Consider the following 21,066-nt stretch of genomic DNA (forward strand, 5'->3'; position numbering starts at 1 on the left):
ATTGATACGTCAAAAAAGGCGCGAAAGTGAAATTTTCAATTGTACTGAACATGGATCGCTTTTCCGAAGACCTGTCGATGCGAGAGGTTTGGCGTCGCGTCGACGAAATGGCGGGGCTGGCCGACGAAGGGGGATTCGACATGATCTTCACGGCCGAACACCATACGATCGAAGCGACCATTGCACCGAACCCATTCCAGGTACTGGCTGCATGGTCGCGCACCGTCAAGCGGGCGCGTCTCGGTACGGGGGTACTGTCGGCTTCATACTGGCACCCGATCCGGCTTGCTGGGGAAGCGGCCCTTTGCGACATCATCACCGACGGCAGACTCGAAATTGGCATTGGCCGCGGTTCGTATCAATACGAATTCGACCGCATGAAAGACGGCATGCCGCAGCAGGAGGGTGTCGCCTATATGAAAGAGATCATCCCGGTGGTGCGGGAGCTATGGAAGGGCGACTACGCGCACGACGGCAAGTACTTTCAGTTTCCCGCCGCCACTTCGGTGCCCAAGCCATTGCAGCGCGAGGTGCCGATGTGGTGTGCAGCACGCGATCCGGCTTCTTTCGATTGGGCGGTCAAAAACGGTCTTTCGATCATGGCGACGCCGTTGCACGCACCGTTCTCGGAAGTCGAGAATCTGGTCAGCCGTTTTGAAAATACGCTTGAGAACAATCCCGGTATCAAGCGGCCGAAACTCATGATGCTGCGTCGTACCGCGGTCTACGAAGACGCGAAGGACTGGCAGGTGCCGGTTGAATCGCTGACTAACTACGGCCGCTATTTCGAGAATCTTTTGAAGAATCTCGGTAAGGTAAAAAATGGATTTTGCGAACCGGTCGGTTATGAAACCGTGTCGAATCGTTCCGACTATGCCCCTGAGTCCTTGCGCGAAAACATGATGTTCGGCACGCCGGACGAAGTCGTCAAAAAACTCAAGGCGTATGAGGCACTCGGGATCGACTACTTCATGTACGGCGCCTTTTTCGGCATGCCATACGATCGTGTCAAGCGATCTATCGAGTTGTTCTGCAAGGACGTGCTTCCGCATTTCAACGAGGCCAGATAATTCGAGAACTTACGCGTTGCAAGCCATGCCAGGAGGTTTTTGTGAAGAATGAAATGGATAACGTAGCGCCGGTTCGGGCCTGTGCGAAAGACGCAGTAGCGTCGATTCGTCGCCGTCGCGTATTGCAGGGAGTGGGCGCACTCGCGGCAGGCGCGCTCCTGAATCCGCTGGCGCGAGCGCAAGCCGGGCGCTTCGACGGGAAGCAACTGGTCTACGTCAGCTGGGGTGGCGTCTACCAGGACTTTCAGAAGAAGTCGTATTGTGATCCGTTCGCGAAGGAGACCGGTGCCCGGATCATTCAGGATGGTCCAGTCAACGAGGCAAAGATTCGCTCGATGGTCGCCGCGGGCGGGAATCCCGACTGGAACGTGATCGACGTGACCGACACGTTCCTGTTCAACGGCACCGCGCATAACCTCTTCGAAAAGCTCGATTTCAGCATCGTGAACAAGTCGATGGTCGAGCCCGCGTACGTGACGGATTACGGCATTGGCACCTGTGCATGGAGCTACAACGTTGCCTACAACACGAAGGCCTTCGGCGTGGGGAAAGGCCCCAAAACGTGGGCGGACCTGTTCGACGTCAAGCGCTTCCCGGGCAAGCGGATGTTCCGCAATCGCGTCTATGCGACGCTCGAAATCGCTTTGCTTGCCGATGGCGTCGATCCAGCGAAGCTTTACCCGCTCGACGTCAATCGCGCGCTCAAGAAGCTCGATACGATCAAAGATCATATTACGTGGTGGACTACGCCTTCGCAGTCGCAGCAACTGATTGTCGACGGCGCGGTCAGTTGTGGCGTCATCCAGAATGGCCGCGCGTACGACGCGTCGAGAAAAGGCGCGCCGATTGCGATCGAATGGGCACAGAATCTGCAATCCGTCGACTACCTCGTCATATTGAAGGGCACGAAAAACCTCGATGTGGCGATGCACCTCGTGAACCGATCGATTCAGCCCGACGCGCAGGCGATGTTCTCGAACAACACCGCGTATTCGCCGGTTAATCCCGCTGCCTTCTCGAAGATCGACAAGGCCATCTCGCCATGGCTCGCGACGCAGAAGGACAATGTTGCCAAGGGCGTGATATTGAATGCAGCCTGGTGGCAGGACAAGCTCGAAGCCCTCGACGCGAGCTGGAACGCGTGGCGGCTGTCGTGAGGCTCGTGCGGCGCAGTGATTGGCTGGGCGTACCCGCAGTACTGCTGGTTCTGGGGATGTTCGCCTGGCCGGTCGTGTCGTTTCTGGCAAAAAGTGTCACCGATCCTCATGTCGGGCTGCAAAACTTCGTGTCGGTCGCGACCGACAGCGTGTACGCCAAAGTACTGTTGAATACCGTCGTGATTAGCGCGACCACGACGATATTCACGCTGCTGCTCGGTTATCCGGTTGCTTATACGATTGCACGTGCTTCGGGGCGGCGCCGGCGTCTGATGATCTTCGTCGTTCTGATCCCATTCTGGACGAGTCTGCTTGTGCGGACATTTTCGTGGATGATCCTGCTGCAGCCGCACGGCGTCATCAATTCGCTGCTGTTGGCGAGCGGTTTGATCGAGCACCCGCTCGAACTGATTTTCAACCGCACTGGCCTCTTCATCGCGATGGTCCAGATGCAACTGCCGTTCCTGATTTTCCCGCTCTTTAATGTGTTGTCGAAGATAGACGACGCTTATATGCGAGCCTCGGCAAACCTTGGTGCTTCGCCTTTCACCACATTCTGGCGCGTGTATTTCCCGCTTTCGATGCCGGGCATCGTCGCCGGTTCGATGCTGGTATTCGTTACGTCGCTCGGCTATTTCGTCACTCCCGCACTGCTCGGCGGACTACGCGACATGATGGTTGCGCAATTGATCGACGAACAGGTCGCGGATATCGGCACGTGGGGCGTGCCGGCGGCGCTGTCCGTGATCCTGCTATGCGGCACCGCGATGATCTTCCTGATCATCAAACGCGCGACGGGCGCCACCCGCAAAGGAGCACGCCGATGAAACCGGGTTGCATCTGGCGGACGTTGCGCGGCGCTGTGTGTTTGTTAGTCGCACTGTATATGCTGGTGCCGATTGCGATCGTCGTGGTGATTTCGTTTTCGTCGGGGCAGTTTCTCTCGTTTCCCCCGCCGGGCTTCTCGCTGCAATGGTATCGCGCGTTGAACGACCCGGCCTGGACATCGTCGCTCGCCACGAGCGTGGAAGTCATGATACCGGCCGCTTTGCTGTCGACGTGTCTGAGCCTTGGGGCCGCGTTGATGCTGCGGCGGGAAGGGTTGCCCGGCGCGCCTTTGATACGCGGAATCCTTTTGTCTCCTCTCGTGATTCCCGTAATCATTACCGGTGCCGCGTTTTATAGCGTGTTCAGGCCGCTTGGCCTGCACGGCACGGTCCTGGGACTGATCGTTGCGCATACGGTCTTGTGCATACCCTATGCGCTAACGACTATCACGTCGTCACTGGCGATGGTCGACTGGCGAATCGCGCAGGCGTCCGCGAGTCTCGGCGCGAGGCCCTTTACGACGTTCCGCAGAGTGACCTTTCCATCGATTTCGTCCGGCGTGATCTCAAGCTTCCTCTTCTCGCTGGTGGTGTCCTTCGACGAAGTGGTGGTGTCGATGTTCGTTAGCGGGCCCGATGCGCGACCCGTGACGGTTCAGATGTGGTCCAACATTCGTGGCGACGTCGATCCGACCATCGCCGCGCTGGCATCCGTTCTATTTGTGTTCGCGCTGCTTATCCTGTTGCTAGAGGCAATTTTCGGTCGCGGGGAGGCCACGGAACAATGAAGCACAACGACAAGCAAACGCTGCTCAAGATATCCGGCTTGCAGAAGCACTATGGATCGACTGCGGCGATCGCCGATGTCTCGCTGGAATTGCGCGAAGGCGAGCTCCTGACGTTCCTCGGTCCGTCAGGCTCGGGCAAGACAACCGTGTTGATGTCCATTGCCGGTTTCGTTCAGCCGTCCGCGGGCAGCATCGATCTGGCAGGAAAGCCTTTGTTGCCGCTTGAACCGTACCAGCGCAATATCGGCATGGTGTTCCAGAGCTATGCGCTGTTTCCGCACATGACGGTCGCGAAGAACGTCGCCTATCCGCTCAGCATTCGCCGAATGCCGAAGGCTCAGATCGAGGAAAAGGTCGCACGCGTGCTCGAACTCGTCGGTCTGCCTCAACATGCCAACCGCTTGCCGTCCGAACTGTCCGGTGGACAGCAGCAGCGCGTCGCGCTTGCTCGCGCCATTGTGTTCGAACCTCGTCTTCTGCTCATGGACGAGCCGCTCGCGGCGCTCGACAAGAAGCTGCGCGCGAAGATGCAAATGGAGATCATGCGCTTGCATCGGGAGCTGGGTGTGTCGATCATCTATGTGACGCACGATCAGGAGGAGGCGCTCGTCATGAGCGATCGCATTGCGGTGTTCAATCACGGCCGCATTGACCAGATCGGTACGCCGAGCGAGTTATACGATGCGCCGAAAACCCGTTTTGTCGCGGACTTCATCGGTGAATCGAATCTCTTCGACGGAAAAATACAGACGATCGGCGCCGACGGCGTGTGGTGCGCACTGCCTTGCGGCGCGACCATCAGGCTCGCGGAAGCCAATGCCGCGCGAAAGGATGGATCGATCGTTGTTGCGGTGCGTCCCGAGCGTATTCGCGTACACCACGCCTCGCATGAACCTGCGTGCGAAAACGTGCTGCCGGCGGTCGTGAGCGACGTCGCCTATCTCGGGCAGGCACGTAAATATCTGGTCAGGACCGCCACGGGAACCGAAATTGTCGCGCTCGAGCAACTCGCTGTTCAGGGGCAGCGTACGTTCGAGATCGGCGAGCCGGTTGTCGTGTCGTGGCGGGCATCCGATACCCGGGAGGTCAATTCATGAGTCATGCTGAGGGTCTCAACGTCAAACGCAGCGGCTCGGGCCGTAAAGTGGTATTCGTGCATGGCGTCGGTGCCGATCTGGAGAGCTGGCAAGGCACGCTATCGTGTCTTCAGACCCGTGTCGAAGCGTTGACATTCGACTTGCGGGGTCATGGGGAATCGGTAAAGACACACGGAGAATATTCGCTGGAGATGTTCTCCGCCGATCTTCTCGCGATTGTCGACGAAGCCGGTTGGGCATGCTTCGATCTTGTCGGCTTTTCATTGGGCGGGCTGATCGCACAGCGCTTTGCGCTCGATTATCCCGATCGGGTGCGGACGCTGGCCATCATCAGTTCGGTCGGCGGCCGCACGGATGAAGAGAAAGCGCGCGTGTTGGCACGCGCCGAAACGCTCGCGAGGGAAGGTGCGCGAGCACATATGGAGGCATCGGTTCCGCGCTGGTTCACGGACGAGTTCAAGCTCGCGCATCCGGAAGTCGTGGCGGCCCGCATGGCCCGCAGCCTGGCAAACGATCCCGTTTGCTATGCCGCCGCCTACAAGGTCCTGGCAACCGGGGACCTGGCTGACGAGTTGAGCAAACTGCATCTGCCCGCCATCGTCATGACGGGCGAAGCAGATGCGGGATCGACGCCACGCATGGCACAGCTGATGGCGCAACAACTGCGTGCGCCCTGTGTGATCTTTCCGCGCCTCAAGCACAGCGTGCTACTCGAAGCGCCGGATCAGGTCGCATTACAAATCGATTCTTTTTTGCAGCGTCATCCGGCTTGACACCCGGCAACGCTGCTGCCCCTGTTCGCACGAATCAACAACGGCATTTTCCAATTGACCAATAGGAGCAATCGTGACTTTTCAAGTACGCAAGGTCGTCGTATACAAGGACACGACATGTCGGGAAGGCGGCCGTCACCTCGACCGGCCAATCACGATGGTTGGCGTGGCGGCGGTGATTCGCAATCCATGGGCAGGACGTGGCTATGTGGAGGATCTCTCGCCCGAGCAGCGCGCTGGCTGTGGTCCGCTCGGCACCATGATGGTCGAGCGGGTGCTCGCCGAATTGAAAGTCGAAGAGATCGAAGCATACGGTAAGGCGGCCGTGGTCGGTGCAGCCGGCGAAATCGAACATGCTTCGGCGGTGATTCACAATCTGCGTTTCGGCAATCAATATCGGAATGCTCTGAAGGCAGAAAGTTATCTGACGTTCACGAACAAGCGCGGAGGTCTTGGAACGTCGCTGCAGATTCCGATGAAGCACCTGCACGACGGTTCGGCGCGCTCGCATTTCATCACGTTGGAGATGTCGATTCCGGATGCGCCGTGCCCGGATGAAATTGTCATCGTACTGGGTGCATCGACCGGCGGCCGGGCGCATCCGCGTATCGGCAACCGGCATCTCGACACGATGGAAATCGAGGAGGAGGCCAAGCGGGCTGCGGGCGTCTAGGCCGCCTTTCGGGCTATGTTGCTCGACGTGGTGGTGCTCCGGTGCGATCTGTCAGGCTGTCGGGAAGAACAGGTAAAAAGTCGATCGAGCATGACGCGAAAGCCGGACACCGCATCCTCACGCGCCGATATCCCCGATCGGCGAACGTCATCTTGTGCCGGGTGGCTGGCGGGCGCAGAGCGCGCGAGGTGGGACCCACTACCGACATGCGTCTATTGCCTGACGCAGAGGCCTTCGACGAAGAAGCCATTGCCGTTGACTTCGTCGAGGTAGTAGAGGTTCGTCGACGAAACCGGCAGGAACATCATCGCGCTCTGCACCGTGCTGCCATTGCTCGTGGTGCGTAGCAGTCCGGCCATCAATCCGTTCACGCCGTTTGTCAGTGTGGGCGTCGAGGACGAAGACGCCGCATTGAACGTCGCGTTGAAGTTCAGCGTGAACGGGGACGCGTACTGGCCGGATGGCGTGAGCGTCGTGCCCGCAATCGTCACGCGATTCGTCACGATGTTGCCGAGCAACTGGTTGTTGTCGCTGGTGTTCGGTTCCGAGCACAGCCACGTGCCGTCGTAGGTCCCGCTCGCCAGTGCCTGCGCCGTCTGGAACACCCACGAACCGGTGCGGAACGTGCCCTCGCTGTTCGTACCGGCCTGATCGAGCATCAGCGTGAGGTTGCCGCCGCTCGTGCTTGCAAAGAGGCGGCCGAACGACTTGCCGTTCAAGGTCATGTCGAACGCGCCCGGATACGTGGCCTGGTCGGGATCGACGGTGATCGAGCCGGTGTCGGCGATGCTCGCGTCGCTGTCGTCCATGCAGTTCGCGCTGTAGGCGGCGCTCGGGCACGCGCGGAACGTGCCGTCGGCGTTGATCTGCATCTGGCCGGTGTCGGCGTCCTGTGAGCCGACCGGTACGCCGGCGGCCGTGTAGTCGCCCGAGAGTTTGATGAAGCTGTAGGTGCCCGCGAGGCCGGCGACCGTGGTGACGCCGTTGTTCGATGCGGCAATCTGGCCCGAGAGCGTTTGCGATCCGCTGCCTGCCGCCACGTTCGGCACGTTGCTGAGCTGGCCGCTCAGGACGCCGTGGTTGCCGCTGTCGGCCGTGACCGCGAACTGCATGCCGACGGCGTTCGCGCCCGCGGCCAGTGCGGCCGGCACCGTGCCGCTTGCCGCGAACGAGGTGACGACGTAGTTGCCGGTCGTCAGCGTGTAGTTGCCCACGAGCTTGCCGGCGAGCCCGAACTGCGAATTGATGAAGGTCGTCGTGATCTGGCCTTTGGCGGGCGCGTCGATCTGCACGGAGATCGTGTCGCCGAAGCTGACCGTGCCGATATACGTCTGCTGCGCGGCAAGCGGCTGTGCCTGCGCTGCCTGCGAACCCCCGCCCGATTGGCTAGAGCCGTTGCCGCCGCTGCTGCCGTTGCTTGTACTGTTGCCGGTGCTTCCACTGCCCCCGCTACCCCCGCCGCAAGCCGACAACACTGCGCATACCCCAATGCAAACCAGCGTCTTTTTCATGATGAATCCCGATTCCGATTATTTGAGTTATGAAATTTTATTTTTCCGCCGATGATGACTTCACCGGGCGATTCCGCTATTCGATTTTTATCGGCCCGCAAACGTAAAACAGCCATGAATCACACTGCAAATTTCCCTTGAATTTTCCTTGGATGGGCGGCCAATCTATTGCATATACAGGCGGTCAATAGCGGGTTGCCCATTCCTTTTAGGAGGAAATACTCTTTACGGGCCGTCGATGTGGCATTCTCCCGGGAGTGCGCCGGGGGACGCATGATCAAAATTGATCATGTGAATGAAACGGGGCTGTCGCACACTGAACGCAAATCAGAAAAAAGAATATCCGAAGCCGAGTGACAGCTGATGGCAACACGTGAAGTCATGACCGGCAAGCCGGAAACGTTGGACGAGATGATCGTGCGTTTCTACGACGCGATCCTCGACCCGAGCGCGCTGCTCCGTGCGCTGACGGAATTCGATCACTGGATCGGCAGCCGTCTGGCGCATATGGTCGGCTGGGACGCGCGTACGCAGAGCGCGCCCGTCAACCTGATGACGCGTGCCGAATACATGCATGCGGGCGAAGCCTACGCGGAGTACTACGGCAAGATCGACCCGCGCCGGGCCGTGGTGCTGAATCAGCCGGTGGGGTGCGTGTTCCGGTGCGCGGACTATTTCGACAACCGCTACGTGGATCGCAGCGAGTTCTATCAGGATCTTCTGATTCCCAACGGCATGCGCTATATCCTCGGTGGCTGCGTCTACCGTGAGGACGCGCTCGATATCTACCTGGTGTTCAATCACGCGGTTGGCCAGCCGTCGTTCTCGGCGCAGCAGGTCGAGGCTGTCGGCCGACTGATGCCGCATCTGCAGAAAACGCTAAAACTCATGCTGCGCAGCGAGTCGCTGCGTGCCGGGATCGTCGCGGGTGAAATGGCGCTCGAGTCGATGGATCAGGCGATCGTCGTGCTCAATCCGGCCAACGAGGTCGTGTTCTGCAACCGCAGCGCCGAAGTCCTCTTCAAGGCGCGGCGCGTCCTGCGCGTGTCGGGCCGCCGCGTCGAGTCGGCGAGCTTCTGGAACGACACGCTTTCCGGCGCGATGGGCCGCGTGCGCGAGAGCGGCAAGCCCGAAAGCGTGCCCGTGGGCGTGGGCGCGCAGACGCGCTATCTCACGGTGCTTGCGTTGCCGCGCGCGCTGGGCGCCGGGCGCGGTCTCACCCTCGCGAGCGCCGACCTCATGATCGTCGTGACCGAAGCAGAGCGCAGCGCCGCGGCTTCCGAACGTCAGTTATCCCAGTTGTTCGGCTTGACGGCTGCCGAGGCGCGTCTCGCGCATGGCCTCGCAAAGGGACTTTCGCTCGACGAATATGCGAATGCGTGCGGCGTGACGATTACGACGGCACGCAATCAGCTACGCGCGGTACTCGGTAAGGCGGGCTATCGTAGACAGCAGGACCTGGTTCGTGCACTCGCGGGTTTGCCGGCGATCGCCGGGATGCAGGTTCGCGAATGAATACGAGTACCGCGCGAGTACAGCACGCGTGTTCATTCGCATCATCGATTTCTCTTTCCTGTTCGGTCTTTATTCCTAGTCGACACACGGGCCCGAGGTCGGGGCCTGAGCGGGTACCTGATAGCCGTCGTTGAGTGTTTTCAGGAAACACACGAGATCGGCAATGTTTTGCTGGGTCAGCTGGGGTTGCGAATGGAATTGACGAGCCAATGCACCATCCGAAGCCGTTGCTCCACCCTGAGACGTTTGTCCCTGTCCCATGGGCAGTTCCTCATCAACGTTGCCCTGGAATTGCGGGGGCAGGTCGTTGAATACCTGTATTTGAGCCCCCGGCACATAGGAGGGAACCAGAGCCCAGCCAGGGGCCGCTACCGGCTTGCCCGAACCGCCAGTCGAGGGATACCAGTATTCAGGATTCGTATCCCGGGTGTTGTAGAAGTTCAGTACCTGTTCGATCGAATGAAATACGCCGTTGTGGAAGAACGTGGAGCGCGTGGTGACGTTACGCAGGGTTGGAACTTTGAATGCCCCACAGTACGGATCATCTTGCCCGGCCTGTGGCAGGTGAATCGTCGTATCGGGACCGCAGAGCCCCATATCGTAGTACTGGGGATTGCTGTTGGCCGGGATCGCGGGATTACGCGGGGCGCCCAGGGTCTGGTACGTGAAGTCGGTCATCAGACCCGAGGCGCCACCGAAGTTCGCACCGGCATAGTGACAGGCCGCGCAACCCGCGCCGGTCACCGTGTTGTTGAACAGAGCGAGACCTCTTTTCTCAGCCGCGGTGAATACGCCGCCGGTCTTGTGCCCCTGTACCAGATCCCATTTACTCGTATAGGGGTGGAAGCTCGGATCTTCGACCTGGAAAGCCTGCAGGGCGTCGCCGGCATCGGAGAACGCCTGTTCTACGTTGGCGAATACGTCGGAACCGTAAACGGTCCTGAATGCCGCAGCACTGGGTCCGCTCTGGATCGCAGTCACCACAGCGGACTGGGAGGCGTTCGCCATTTCAATCGGGTTCAACAGCGGGAACGCGGCTTGAGCAGACAACGACGGTGCCCGCCCATCGAGCATGAAGCCGCCACCCGGGGCCGAACCGGTAATGCCATCCGGATTCATGGCCTGATCCGAATAGGCGGGCGTCATGTCCTTATAGCGAAGACTCGGAACCGCACGGACTCCCGACTGTGTGGCGTCCGAGCCCAACTGGACAGCCAGATTGTTGGGCGGCCCATAAGCAAAGGCCGGATCGTGGCACGAGGCGCACGACATATTGCCATTCTTCGATAGCGAGCGATCGAAGAATAGAGCCTTACCTAGCTGCGCCTTGGCGCTCAACTGGGGTGCCGACGGCTGGGCCGGGTTACTCGGCGTCGACGCTCCGGAAGGCGCAGAGGCCCCATTCGGTGCCCCGGCATTCGATGAATCTCCGCCACCGGAACACGCGGCGAGTACTGAACTCAGGAGAAGTACAAGAAAGACAGGAGTAAAAGAGGGAACGCGCATTGAGGTGTAGGCGTAAAAGAGCCGGGTGCACCCAAGTAGGGACCCGGCTTTAGGGTTCAGACCAGACTGCGCCTGGTGGGCAATTCAGGCTGCGGTTGCCACCGGGTGAATTTGCCCGGCTTGTTGTCGAATACAGCGCAGTGGCCGCGCTCGACAGCGACGGATGCCAGCCGCCCGCAGCAGCTGGTCGAACCCGATTTGTCTTCGTCAAACATCACGGCGATAGGGTTTGCCGAGGCAAACCGTCCGCGAGTCAGCTTCGCAATTAGTTCAGCGTGACCCGCTGCCGCGCCCACGAGAACGGACCATAGGCATCGATGCCATTCGGTGCGTTCTTCGTCGGATCGAACGTGAACTTCGTCCATTCCATCGGCGTGGTTTGACCGTGAACGATAATGCGGTGGAAGTTCGGCACGTTGTAACTCGTGCCCACCGGGTTCAGCACGTAGGGGTCGAACGAGCAGGGCGTAGCCGCGGTGAACGGGGTCGATGCGTCATAGACCTGAGTAACGGGCTTGACGTTTTCGTGGACGCACGCCTGATTCGGCATCAGCGGATTGTCGGACTGGTACAGGTGCGAGTCCCCGTTGATGACCACGACGGGCTTGCCGAATTCAGCGGTACGGCGAGCAATGATGTCCACGTACGGTGCATATTGCGACAGACGGGGATTGTCGCCGAGGTTTTCCGAGTCCCACATGTCGGCCTGTTCGGCGATGACCAGTGCCGTTGCCTTCTGTGCTTCGGCCTGGTCGAATGCGTTGTTCAGCCAATCCTTGGTCGCCTGCGTACGGTTCGCGACTTCCGTCGCCTGTTGCGCAGTCATATTCGCCGTGTCCGGCGTTTCCGGCTTCTTGCCCGAGAACCACACGTCGGTCCCGTTGTTCGAGCCGCCCGGAATGTTGACGGTAGCGAACACCACGCCCTGGTTCGCCCACCATACGTTTTCGACAAACTGCTTGTCTGTATCGGTTGTCCCTTCCTGGGCCTGGCTGTGAACCTGGAGCGTACCCGAACCCAGTGTCGAGCCCGCGGCGGGGAAGAACAGCTGGCGAATCAGGTTCAGGTTATCCACGGGATTGCCAGCCTTATTGGAGCCCGTGCTGTAGCTCGGCTGAGGCGTTCCGGCGACGTTGCCCAGCAGCGGGTCTGTATCGGAGTAGAAGCCGGCGATTTCCTTCGGTACCTGGCAGTCTTCCCATTCGTTGTCACCCGGCGTATAGACGAGGGGCAGCGTGAACTGCGAGAAGAAGCTTTGAATAGCCCGGTCGTAGACTGCCGTGCAGTTCTCCGAGCCCGAATGCAAGTCACCGACGTGGAAGGCAACGCTCACATCTTTATCGCTCGCGATAGCCGACAGGTATTGCGGCAGGTGCTTGAATTCGTACAGATCGTCGCCGGGAGCTGCGCCCGCGGTCGGATTGGGATTGCCGTAGGGCACATCGCCGAACAGTGCAAGCGAGAATGCCTTGGCAGCGGGGGCCGACGGCTGGCTTGCGCCTTGGGGAGCGCTTGCACCGGTGGCGGGGCTGTTGCCATTGTCATTGTCGTCGGAGCCGCCGCATGCACTGATAGCCAGACTGGCGAGCAGGGCAGCGCCGAAAGCGAGGGAGCAAATCTTGGGGGACGTTTTCATTATTGATGTGAATGTAAGTTTGCCTACGAAAGCAATACAAAGTCTTACATTCGTGAATGACATAATTATTACGAATGTCTAACGGGTGATGGGTTCGTTGCTCGGAGCCTGATATCAGGCGCTCTAGGCATTCAGATTCATTACAACCCGATGCGTGTCGTTACCGCATATGAATTCGCGCGATTACGTGAAATACTGCGCCGTCCTGATGGACATGCTGTGGGATGAAAGTCGGTCAGCCCAATGTTCAGATTCTGTTCGAGCGGATGGGGGCGGGTTGGCGCGGGTGGTGGCTAATGGAGTAGTGCAGCCATAGCGTTGACAGGTTCTCAACGCGATGAGCGGCAGATTGTGGCCGGGAGCACCAGGTCCGAAAACGTTCTATAGCGCTGACGCGGGAGTAGTCAACGGCCGTTTTCCGGCGAGGTCGGGGATGCGCATTGTCGGCCATGAAGCGTCGTTCAGCATCGCTGGGGTTTTGTCATTCGGACGACCGCTTGAGTGTTATTTCGGCCGGAAGTCTTTCATTGCCACCGCCAGCAACGGGGCGACTGCTGTCTATGGTTCTGGTTAATGCTTTTGCGCGATGTCCTGCGCGAAGCGCGTAGCCGAAGCGGCGATCATCACTCGCAAGAATTGTCTAGCGGCGGATGCTGCTCAAGTTTGGCGATCTTATGCCGACAAACAGTCTGTAATTCCATTCCACAAATCGATCTCGTTGCCCGGAACACCCGAATGCAGAGACAACTACTTCCGATTCTTATCGTCAGCGCAAGCACAGCTCTTTTCGGCGGATGCGCGGCCACGCTGCAAACCCAGGACAATTCGTCGTCGGGTGAAAGGACCGCAGAAGCTAGCATCGTCGTGCCGCCTGCTTCGACCCATACAGTTGTACTGCGTATGACCGGATCGAAAGTAGCCACGGACTCGTCCGACTGGCCTCGGGTGCAGGCGGAATGGCGGGAAGCCATGCAAGGTGCCTCGACCCCGGCAGGACTGACCTTCATCGACGAAACGGCGGGAATGGCAACGCGGAGCGGCGCCGGCACAGTCGTTGATGTCTATGTCGACGACTACCACTTCGTCTCGCAAGGTGCCCGGATCGCATTTGGAATCATGACAGGCAATGCCTTCATGCGAGCCAAGGTGACTTTCCGCGATCTGCAGACTGACCAGGTATTCGGGGAGCGCTCCTACAACACGAAGTCTTCGGCATGGGAGGGCATCTTCGCACCGACTACCGACAGGCAGACTCGTGCCATCGTGGCTGATATCGTCAAGCAGATTAATCCACGTTAGCGCATCGCGTAACTGCCGCCCTCGGGAAAAGCCGGTGTCGTCGATTCGCGAGCTCGTGTCATTTCCCTGTGCGCAGCACAGGTGCTAGCTGGGGTGCACGCCCGGATGGCGGATCAACGATCCGCTGAAGCGCGGCATCTCATTGCGAGGATCAAGCGCATTCCGCAGCCCGCCTCCGGCGAAGTCGAAGCTCGTCTTGGCAGACGTGAGCGCGAGGCCGCGTGCAATCGCGACCTGCCTGGGACCGTTCCTCAACAGCGGACGCAGTGCCGCCATGCCGCAAGCTTGCGCAGCGGAAACTTAGCGCGCGCTCGTTGAGCCGTCCATCTTCTGCAAGCCGGTTTCGCGCGCGTAGTCACACACTGATTTGCACACAGACGCCCCCTTGCCTGGACGCCAGGCGCGGCTCCGGTAACCGAACCCAGCTTCATACCGGCCGTGAACGTCAAAGGATCTTGGCGGCGGCAACGGGTCGAGGCCGTGTGAAAACGCAAAAGTACTCCGTCCTCTGATGTCGCTTTACCCTCCCCGAGCTGCGGTCAAGCCACTACAGCGCGATCTGAAGGGCCGATTTTTATGAACACCGCATTCGACATGCGTTTTCACACACCCCGGCCACAAACGGCTGTTCGATACCTGCTCAATTCGTTGACAACGGCACGAACCCTAACGTTAGACTGACCAACGCGCGCCGTGAGTTCGATCTCCGGCACGTGAGATCCCAACGACCTGTTGGGCCGTCAATTTTAAAGCGCTATTCGTAAATCATGAACCAACGCTCGATGGCAGGTGTTATAGCTGTACTAAAACAAAGCACCACGAGACCTGAAGTAGGAGACGGGCCGGGACTCGAAGACCACGTCCGCAATGTCTATCAGACTTTGCTTGATCTTGAACTTGAGAACGCTGTCGTTGGGCGTGGAGTCAGTTTACGAGGATCAAGGGGGAGTGTTTACCAGATAGACGTGTACTACGAATTTGAAATTGCTGGTGTGCGGCACCGGGTTGCGATCGAATGCAAGAACACCACCCGCCCTATGGAAAGGGACGATGTTCTGGCGTTCGCGATGAAAGTGCATGATTGCCAAGGCTTGGTCGGCATCATCGTTTCAGCCAACGGTTATCAAAGCGGGGCCGTTGACTCCGCCAACGAAAATGGCCTGAAAGTGCTGTCGGTTGAAGAGCTTCCGTCCATAGGGCAACTTCTTGCGTTACGCCTGGATGATGTTGTGATGCCTGGCCCCGAGGTGAAAGGCGAACCATTCTGGACGTTGTACGACCCTGAGACGAAAGAACCCTATTCCTTTGCACAAGGGGATGAGCTCTTTGGAGCGCTGTTCATCTCGCGCGCACACGCTGAGGAGTATGCGAGGGTGTGTCATTTGACGCCTCGGTGGACTGTGCGGGGGCTGGGAATGCGACATCTTGGCGCCTATATCCTGACCGCCGACGCAATGCGAGGGCGATATCTCATCGTACAGCCACACACCGAAAATGCTATCTGGATAAACGGTTTTGCATTTGCGGAAATCGGACGCAAGCGTCTGATTTCTGAGTTCTACTCAGGTAGTCCGTTGCCCGTCACTCCGATGGTTATGCCGGGACGACGAAAGCGGCGTTGAAGCCGGTTTCGGTGGCGTACAGCAGGCTATCCATCTGTTGAAGTTCCGAATGTACCGTTGTCGGAAGCAGTAGCAGCTAAGCGTGGCGGGGCTACTACTTTGCGATGTGGTTTTGTAGCCGAAGGCGATTATCTCCCGATCGCTATCGGTGATAGTCAAGCCGCACTCGCGCCGGATCGCGGTAATCGAGATCGCCCGGTGCGGCGCGTTTCGTTTCATCGAACTGGCGAACACGTCCGAGGCGAGCAATACGCCCCGCGACTGACGGCGCTGCACTCGCTGGACGCAACCGAACGCGCGAGCGTCCGCTTTGTGGAAGGGAGAGCGGCCGAGAAGGGGCGACTGCTGTCTGGCGCGGCCGGTCTATGCCCAGCCACGCCCGGCGGTCTGTGTTGGACCGGAGGCGGCCAGTTTTTGCCGTTTACTAGCCGCATTTCGCGGCCTTCAGACGACAGCGTCGCGGTCAATAGCGGATGCACACGGGGATGCCTTGCCTGATCGCCTGGTTGACGGCGTTCTGCGCTACTTTGAGCGTAGTTACTACCTGGAACGCGTCCAGGCCGATAACGTGGTGGTTGATTACTGTGGCGGCAAGTCAGGTTGCGAGATTCCAGATCGCTCGCTTCGACGGCTAACTGGCGCGACTGCACATGCGGAATTTTGTGGTCGACGCCTTTCAAAGCTAGTCGTCTCCGGAACAGTCGTCTTCAAACTGACGCAAGGCTGGCTCAATAGTCAATACGAGAATTTGAGCGCAGGTATCCGGCGGACTGGAGAAATGATGATCGCAATAGGTGGCCTGTTGCTGCTCTGGCGTCGAAGCCGTAGGTAGCGTCGGATCAAGTCAAAAAACATCAGCTCTTCAGCATCGATCCGCAGAATGTCCGTTGCCCCGCCGGGTCTGCCGTAGCGAAACTATGGGTATGAGTGGCTGCAAAGGGTCTACTACAGCCGACCGTACCGCATCGCGCAGTAGCCGGCGAGCTTGAGCCGCTCAGATGCTTTGCTTGAACGGCTGTTTCTTGACCGATCGCGGCCATCCGGGATGCCACTTGCCACAAGAAAGAGGTATCGGTAGCGCTCGATCGTTCTTCTAGTTCAGACGTTGCCAGATCGAAATCGGTATATCTCCATTCGGTCGAGGAGTGACCCGGTAGCTCAGCTTGCCGTCTTTAAGCTCGTAGCTTCGCTTCTGCTGCGCTCCCTCCCAGTTGGGGAAAGAGGCGTTTTGAATATGGAAAGTCAAAGTTCCGCCAGCCTGATCGACGCTGATCGTGCCGAAGTGCGTGCTCGATCCCATGACGGCGGCTTTGTACTCGGTTGGTGTTCCTGCTCCCTTGTCGCCGGAAGCAAATTGAGGGCGTTCTGCCTTGAAAATTTGCAGCGAGTAATGTCCCTGCGCGTCGATGAGCAGCAGCCCCTTGGGGGCGGCGCCGTAGTCCGATGCTCGCGAGCCATCGGGATGTTGGACATCTGCTGCCACCAAAGTCCAGCTGCCCACTAGTGAAGGATCGAAAGCGGTTGCGTCGGCTCGTGCAACAGCCGTCCACAATAGGCACACCGATAAAACGGCGACCGGAATGCCTCGTTTAAGAATTATCTGGCGTCTCATACAGTTCTCCGTGATTTGGCTCTCAACCCGTTTTGTATCGAGGCTTGCTCGCAATGTTCACGGCCTGCCCATAGCGATCAAACTCCGCCGTTGATAATAGCCGGACGAATATGTAATGAATGCAATAATTCGGCATCGTCTCTTTAGAAAAACTGAACTGTGCCTACGCCCAACCTCAATATGGACGCTCTGAGGACGCTCTTGGCGACTCAGCAACTGGGAAGTCTGAACCGCGCTGCTGAGCGCGTAGGCCGTTCGCAATCGGCCGTGAGTCAGCAGATGCGCAAGCTTGAGGAACAAGTCGGACAGCCGCTATTCCGCCGGCAAGGACGAGGCTTGGTCCTGACGGAATCCGGCGATCTGATCCTTTCATATGCGCGCCGCATTTTGGATCTCAACGATGAAGCTGTTCGAGCCGTTCGAGGGGCTTCTGTTGAGGGTCTCGTGCGCTTCGGCCTACCGGGCGATTTCGCAGAGACCTGGCTTCCGGTTGCTCTGGGACAATTCAAGAAGGCACATCCTGCGGTTCGTGTGGAAGTTGCCGTCGAGCGAAACGGTGTGTTGCTTGAGCGACTGGACCGAGAGGAACTCGATCTCGTGCTGGTCATGGGATATGGCAGTCGTTCAGACGCTGAACACCTCGCCACGTTGCAAATGACATGGATCGGAGCGGTTGGAATCGACACTGCCCTGAGTCCCGGCCGTCCGTTGGACCTGGCCTTATACAATCCGCCGTGTTTTTTCCGTCGCGCCGGCATTGAAGCCCTTGATCGCGCAAATATTTCCTGGAGACTGGCGTATACCACGGCCAGCCTCCAGAGTCTTTGGTCAGGTGTGGCAGCGGGTCTTGGCATCACGTTGAGAACGGCGGCCGGAATACCATCGTCCCTACGACGACTCGATGAGAAAGACGGCCTTCCGCCTCTGCCGACTGTCGAACTCTGCCTGCACTCCGGGCTCCGGGACATTCCACCTGCCTTGGCTCAGTTGAAGCGCGCCGTGATTGAGAATGCGACAGCTAACCTCCTTCCATCAGCTACGGAACATGCTCGTCGACAGTCTGCTCGATAAGCCGATTAAGCTTCTCCGGCATTGGACCGCAAGCCGGTTTCTGCCATGATGCTCTATCATGCCAAACAGAATTGCAGGGAGCATCTCATCGATTCACCCCTCACCCCTCACCCCTCACCCCTCACCCCTCACTCCTCACTCCCCCCGACACGCGGCACAAATCCCATTGATCTCCGTATGACGATGCGTGATCTCGTATTGCGCCGCTTTCGCCGCATGCGTCAACGCGCCATCGAGACAAGCCACATCCACGGGCTTTACCGCGCCACAGGTATTGCATACGAGAAAAGCCACATGTTGCGTTGGAGCCCTCGGCGCGATGACGAAGGTATTGGTCGACGCGATGCGCGTCACGACGCCCGCGGAAATCAGAAAGTGGAGCGCGCGATACACCGATGGGGGCGCATCGTGCCGACCAATACCCGGCAGCTCGTTAATGAGTTCATATGCCGAAGCACGGCCGCCGCGCTTCACCAGAAGGCCGAGCACATCCCGGCGCAAAGCGGTGAGCCGGTGACCATCGGCCATGCAGCGTGCCACCAGTGCGTCCATTGCCGGCAGGCTAACAAATCCAGTCATTTGCGAATCTAACCACGTTGCCTCCTCAAACTTTACCAATGTAATGATACGTTATATCATTTCACAAATTCAAAAAGGAATCGAAGTCGTCCTGTGAGGGGACATGATTCGATGTCTTTTGGATAGGGGGCCAGGTATCGACATGTAATGTTATGTTATAACGTTTCGTATCGATGCCTGGTAGCTTTCGACCACACTCCATAAAAACCGTGCAAAACCACCTCCCGACGACACGCCTCGTCCGCTTTTCTCCGCTTACCCTCGCTTTGTGTGCCGCCTTTGCACATGCCCAGTCGAGCAACGTTTCACGGGACGCATCAGCCGGTGCAATCCCGGGCGGCTCTCTCGCGCCCGTATTCGTGACGGCCAATCCGCTGGGCGACACAGACCTGATTGCCCCGGCTACGGCGTTGTACGGCGACGCGCTGACCCTTCGTCAGTCGAACTCGCTCGGTGAAACCCTCAACGGCCTGCCCGGTGTGTCGACCACGACATATGGCCCGATGGTCGGACGGCCGATCATCCGGGGGATGGACGGGGACCGGATCCGGATTCTGCAGAACGGCGTGGCCGCGTGGGACGCATCGTCGCTGTCATATGACCACGCGGTGCCCCAGGAACCCATGACTATCGAGCGGGTGGAAATCGTGCGCGGACCGGCGGCGTTGCTTTATGGCGGCAATGCGATTGGCGGTGTCGTGAACACGATCGACAACCGGATTCCGCGCGAGCCGGTCAAGGGTGTCAACGGCGAGGTGGACGCAAGCTATGGCGGAGCCAACCGTGCTCGCGCCGGCGCGGCACAGGTCGAAGGGGGCAATGGTCAATTCGCTTTCCACGTCGATGCATTCGATCGGCAAACCAGCAACGAGCGCATTCCCGGCTATGCCCATTCGGCACAGCAACGTGTGCTCGATGGACCCGATGCCGAACAGGCCTACGGCACCATTCCGAATAGCGATGGACGATGGTCCGGCGGCGCGGTGGGCGGCGCTTACACGTGGGCAGACGGTTACGCGGGTCTGTCATACAACGGCTATGAAGCCAACTACGGTTCGGTGGCCGAGGACGACGTCCGGCTTCGCATGCATCAGGATCATGTGGCATTCGCATCCGAGGTCCGTAATCTGCAAGGTCCCTTCTCGCAGTTGAAGTTCGACTTCGGTTACACGGATTACGAACACAAGGAAATCGATAACGGCGAAACGGGAACCACCTTCCGGAACCACGGCTATGAGGCTCGAATCGAGGCGCGTCATCACAAAATAGGCCCGCTCGAAGGCGTAGTCGGCGTGCAGATAAGCCAGAACACCTTTTCTGCGCTTGGCGATGAAGCGCTCGTGCCCACGACCCAGACAACGAACGTCGCGCTGTTCGGCCTCGAAGAATGGAACGTTACCAATGCGCTGAAACTCAGCGCCGGCGCCCGCTACGAGTATGTGAAGCAGGACCCGACGGCGGCCGGCAACGAAAAATTCGAGAGCGCGACAGGACGCAATTTCAATGCCGTCAGTGCATCGCTGGGTGCGCTATACAAGCTCTCGCCGATCTGGTCGGTCGCGGGCGATGTTGCGTACACCGAACGTGCTCCCGCGCTTTACGAGCTGTATGCGAACGGGCCTCATGACGCGACGGGGCAATACCTGATTGGCGACCCCGAAGCGCAGAAAGAAAAAGCGGTATCGACGGATCTTTCGCTGCGTTTTGCCAGCGGGCCGAACAAGGGAAGCGTCGGCGTTTTCTACAGTCGATTCAAGAATTACCTGACCGAATTCAACACCGGACGGCTTGTTGACGACGATGACAATGTGGTTCCGCCGGGAACCGACGACGCACTGAACGAAGCCGTCTACAAGGGCGTGCGCGCGGAATTTTACGGCATTGAACTCGACGGCAAATGGCGCGTGTTCGAGAAAGGCGCGCATCAGGTGGATGTGGAACTGGTTGGCGACTATACGCATGCGCGAAACATGGACAACGACGAGCCGTTGCCGCGCATTTCGCCGCTGCGTGCCACCTTTTCGGTGGACTACGGGTACGGCCCCTTTGGCGCGCGCGCGGAAGTACAGCACGCATGGGGTCAACACCGCGTACCCGAAAATGATCTGCCGACGACGAGCTACACGAAGCTGGATCTGATCCTGACGTACAAGTTTCATGTCGGCACCACGAACTGGCTGGCCTATGTTCGTGGCGACAACCTGACGAATCAGGAAATCCGCTACGCGAGTTCGGTTGTCCGCGACATCGCTCCACAAGGCGCGCGCAGCGTCATGGTCGGTTTGCGCAGCACGTTCTAACGCATGATCCGGGCTTGCGCCGGCGACACG

Annotated in this window: 17 protein-coding genes; 12 read left to right on the forward strand and 5 right to left on the reverse strand. The window is 58.9% G+C overall.

All coding sequences use genetic code 11. The annotated features are described in order from the left end of the window. Positions 1-26: 26 nt before the first annotated feature. From GXB81_RS01375 to GXB81_RS01405, 7 genes are all read left to right on the forward strand, one after another. Complete coding sequence (locus GXB81_RS01375) at positions 27-1,070, forward strand: LLM class flavin-dependent oxidoreductase (protein ID WP_205988094.1); 1,044 nt, start codon at positions 27-29, stop codon at positions 1,068-1,070. A gap of 53 nt (positions 1,071-1,123) precedes the next feature. Beyond that, the gene (locus tag GXB81_RS01380) at positions 1,124-2,227 is read left to right on the forward strand and encodes an ABC transporter substrate-binding protein (protein ID WP_167037386.1); all 1,104 of its coding nucleotides are present in this window, start codon (positions 1,124-1,126) and stop codon (positions 2,225-2,227) included. Further along, positions 2,113-3,054, forward strand: a complete 942-nt coding sequence (locus tag GXB81_RS01385; RefSeq protein WP_205988095.1) for an ABC transporter permease — start codon at positions 2,113-2,115, stop codon at positions 3,052-3,054. The genes GXB81_RS01380 and GXB81_RS01385 overlap by 115 nt, the downstream gene beginning before the upstream one ends. Next, complete coding sequence (locus GXB81_RS01390) at positions 3,051-3,842, forward strand: ABC transporter permease (protein ID WP_205988096.1); 792 nt, start codon at positions 3,051-3,053, stop codon at positions 3,840-3,842. Before GXB81_RS01385 ends, GXB81_RS01390 begins: the two co-directional genes overlap by 4 nt. Next, positions 3,839-4,939, forward strand: coding sequence for an ABC transporter ATP-binding protein (locus tag GXB81_RS01395; protein WP_205988097.1), 1,101 nt, complete (start codon positions 3,839-3,841; stop codon positions 4,937-4,939). The genes GXB81_RS01390 and GXB81_RS01395 overlap by 4 nt, the downstream gene beginning before the upstream one ends. Beyond that, on the forward strand, positions 4,936-5,712 hold the full coding sequence (locus GXB81_RS01400; RefSeq protein ID WP_205988098.1) for an alpha/beta hydrolase: 777 nt from the start codon (positions 4,936-4,938) through the stop codon (positions 5,710-5,712). Before GXB81_RS01395 ends, GXB81_RS01400 begins: the two co-directional genes overlap by 4 nt. Positions 5,713-5,785: 73 nt before the next feature. Further along, complete coding sequence (locus GXB81_RS01405) at positions 5,786-6,385, forward strand: amino acid synthesis family protein (protein ID WP_205988099.1); 600 nt, start codon at positions 5,786-5,788, stop codon at positions 6,383-6,385. Positions 6,386-6,597: 212 nt separating this feature from the next. Here GXB81_RS01405 and GXB81_RS01410 read toward each other — a convergent pair whose 3' ends face one another. Beyond that, on the reverse strand, positions 6,598-7,896 hold the full coding sequence (locus GXB81_RS01410) for a hypothetical protein (protein ID WP_205988100.1): 1,299 nt from the start codon (positions 7,894-7,896) through the stop codon (positions 6,598-6,600). 363 nt (positions 7,897-8,259) lie between these two features. On the opposite strand from GXB81_RS01410, the gene GXB81_RS01415 reads away from it, so the two are divergent. Next, on the forward strand, positions 8,260-9,411 hold the full coding sequence (locus tag GXB81_RS01415; protein WP_167281351.1) for a hypothetical protein: 1,152 nt from the start codon (positions 8,260-8,262) through the stop codon (positions 9,409-9,411). Between the two features lie 75 nt (positions 9,412-9,486). Here GXB81_RS01415 and GXB81_RS01420 read toward each other — a convergent pair whose 3' ends face one another. Beyond that, positions 9,487-10,917 (reverse strand): cytochrome c peroxidase, encoded by a 1,431-nt coding sequence (locus GXB81_RS01420; RefSeq protein WP_205988101.1) that lies wholly within the window; start codon positions 10,915-10,917, stop codon positions 9,487-9,489. 265 nt (positions 10,918-11,182) lie between these two features. Then, complete coding sequence (locus tag GXB81_RS01425; RefSeq protein WP_167281347.1) at positions 11,183-12,553, reverse strand: hypothetical protein; 1,371 nt, start codon at positions 12,551-12,553, stop codon at positions 11,183-11,185. A 735-nt stretch (positions 12,554-13,288) separates the two neighbouring features. Between GXB81_RS01425 and GXB81_RS01430 the strand changes: the two genes are divergently transcribed. After that, the gene (locus GXB81_RS01430) at positions 13,289-13,852 is read left to right on the forward strand and encodes a hypothetical protein (protein ID WP_205988102.1); all 564 of its coding nucleotides are present in this window, start codon (positions 13,289-13,291) and stop codon (positions 13,850-13,852) included. Between the two features lie 782 nt (positions 13,853-14,634). Next, positions 14,635-15,474, forward strand: coding sequence for a restriction endonuclease (locus GXB81_RS01435; protein ID WP_240158709.1), 840 nt, complete (start codon positions 14,635-14,637; stop codon positions 15,472-15,474). A gap of 1,093 nt (positions 15,475-16,567) precedes the next feature. Here the strand turns inward: GXB81_RS01435 and GXB81_RS01440 are convergent. Continuing rightward, a complete protein-coding gene (locus GXB81_RS01440) occupies positions 16,568-17,086 on the reverse strand; it encodes a lipocalin-like domain-containing protein (RefSeq protein ID WP_167281340.1) in 519 nt (172 codons plus the stop codon). A gap of 180 nt (positions 17,087-17,266) precedes the next feature. On the opposite strand from GXB81_RS01440, the gene GXB81_RS01445 reads away from it, so the two are divergent. Continuing rightward, positions 17,267-18,157 (forward strand): LysR substrate-binding domain-containing protein, encoded by an 891-nt coding sequence (locus tag GXB81_RS01445; RefSeq protein ID WP_167037985.1) that lies wholly within the window; start codon positions 17,267-17,269, stop codon positions 18,155-18,157. 135 nt (positions 18,158-18,292) lie between these two features. On the opposite strand, the gene GXB81_RS01450 is transcribed toward GXB81_RS01445, so the two are convergent. After that, positions 18,293-18,736, reverse strand: a complete 444-nt coding sequence (locus GXB81_RS01450; protein ID WP_205988103.1) for a Fur family transcriptional regulator — start codon at positions 18,734-18,736, stop codon at positions 18,293-18,295. 173 nt (positions 18,737-18,909) lie between these two features. Here GXB81_RS01450 and GXB81_RS01455 point away from each other — a divergent pair, with 173 nt between their 5' ends. Next, positions 18,910-21,036, forward strand: a complete 2,127-nt coding sequence (locus tag GXB81_RS01455; RefSeq protein ID WP_167037348.1) for a TonB-dependent receptor — start codon at positions 18,910-18,912, stop codon at positions 21,034-21,036. Positions 21,037-21,066 lie beyond the last annotated feature (30 nt).

The organism is Paraburkholderia sp. Ac-20336, assembly GCF_017105025.1.
Classification (GTDB): domain Bacteria; phylum Pseudomonadota; class Gammaproteobacteria; order Burkholderiales; family Burkholderiaceae; genus Paraburkholderia.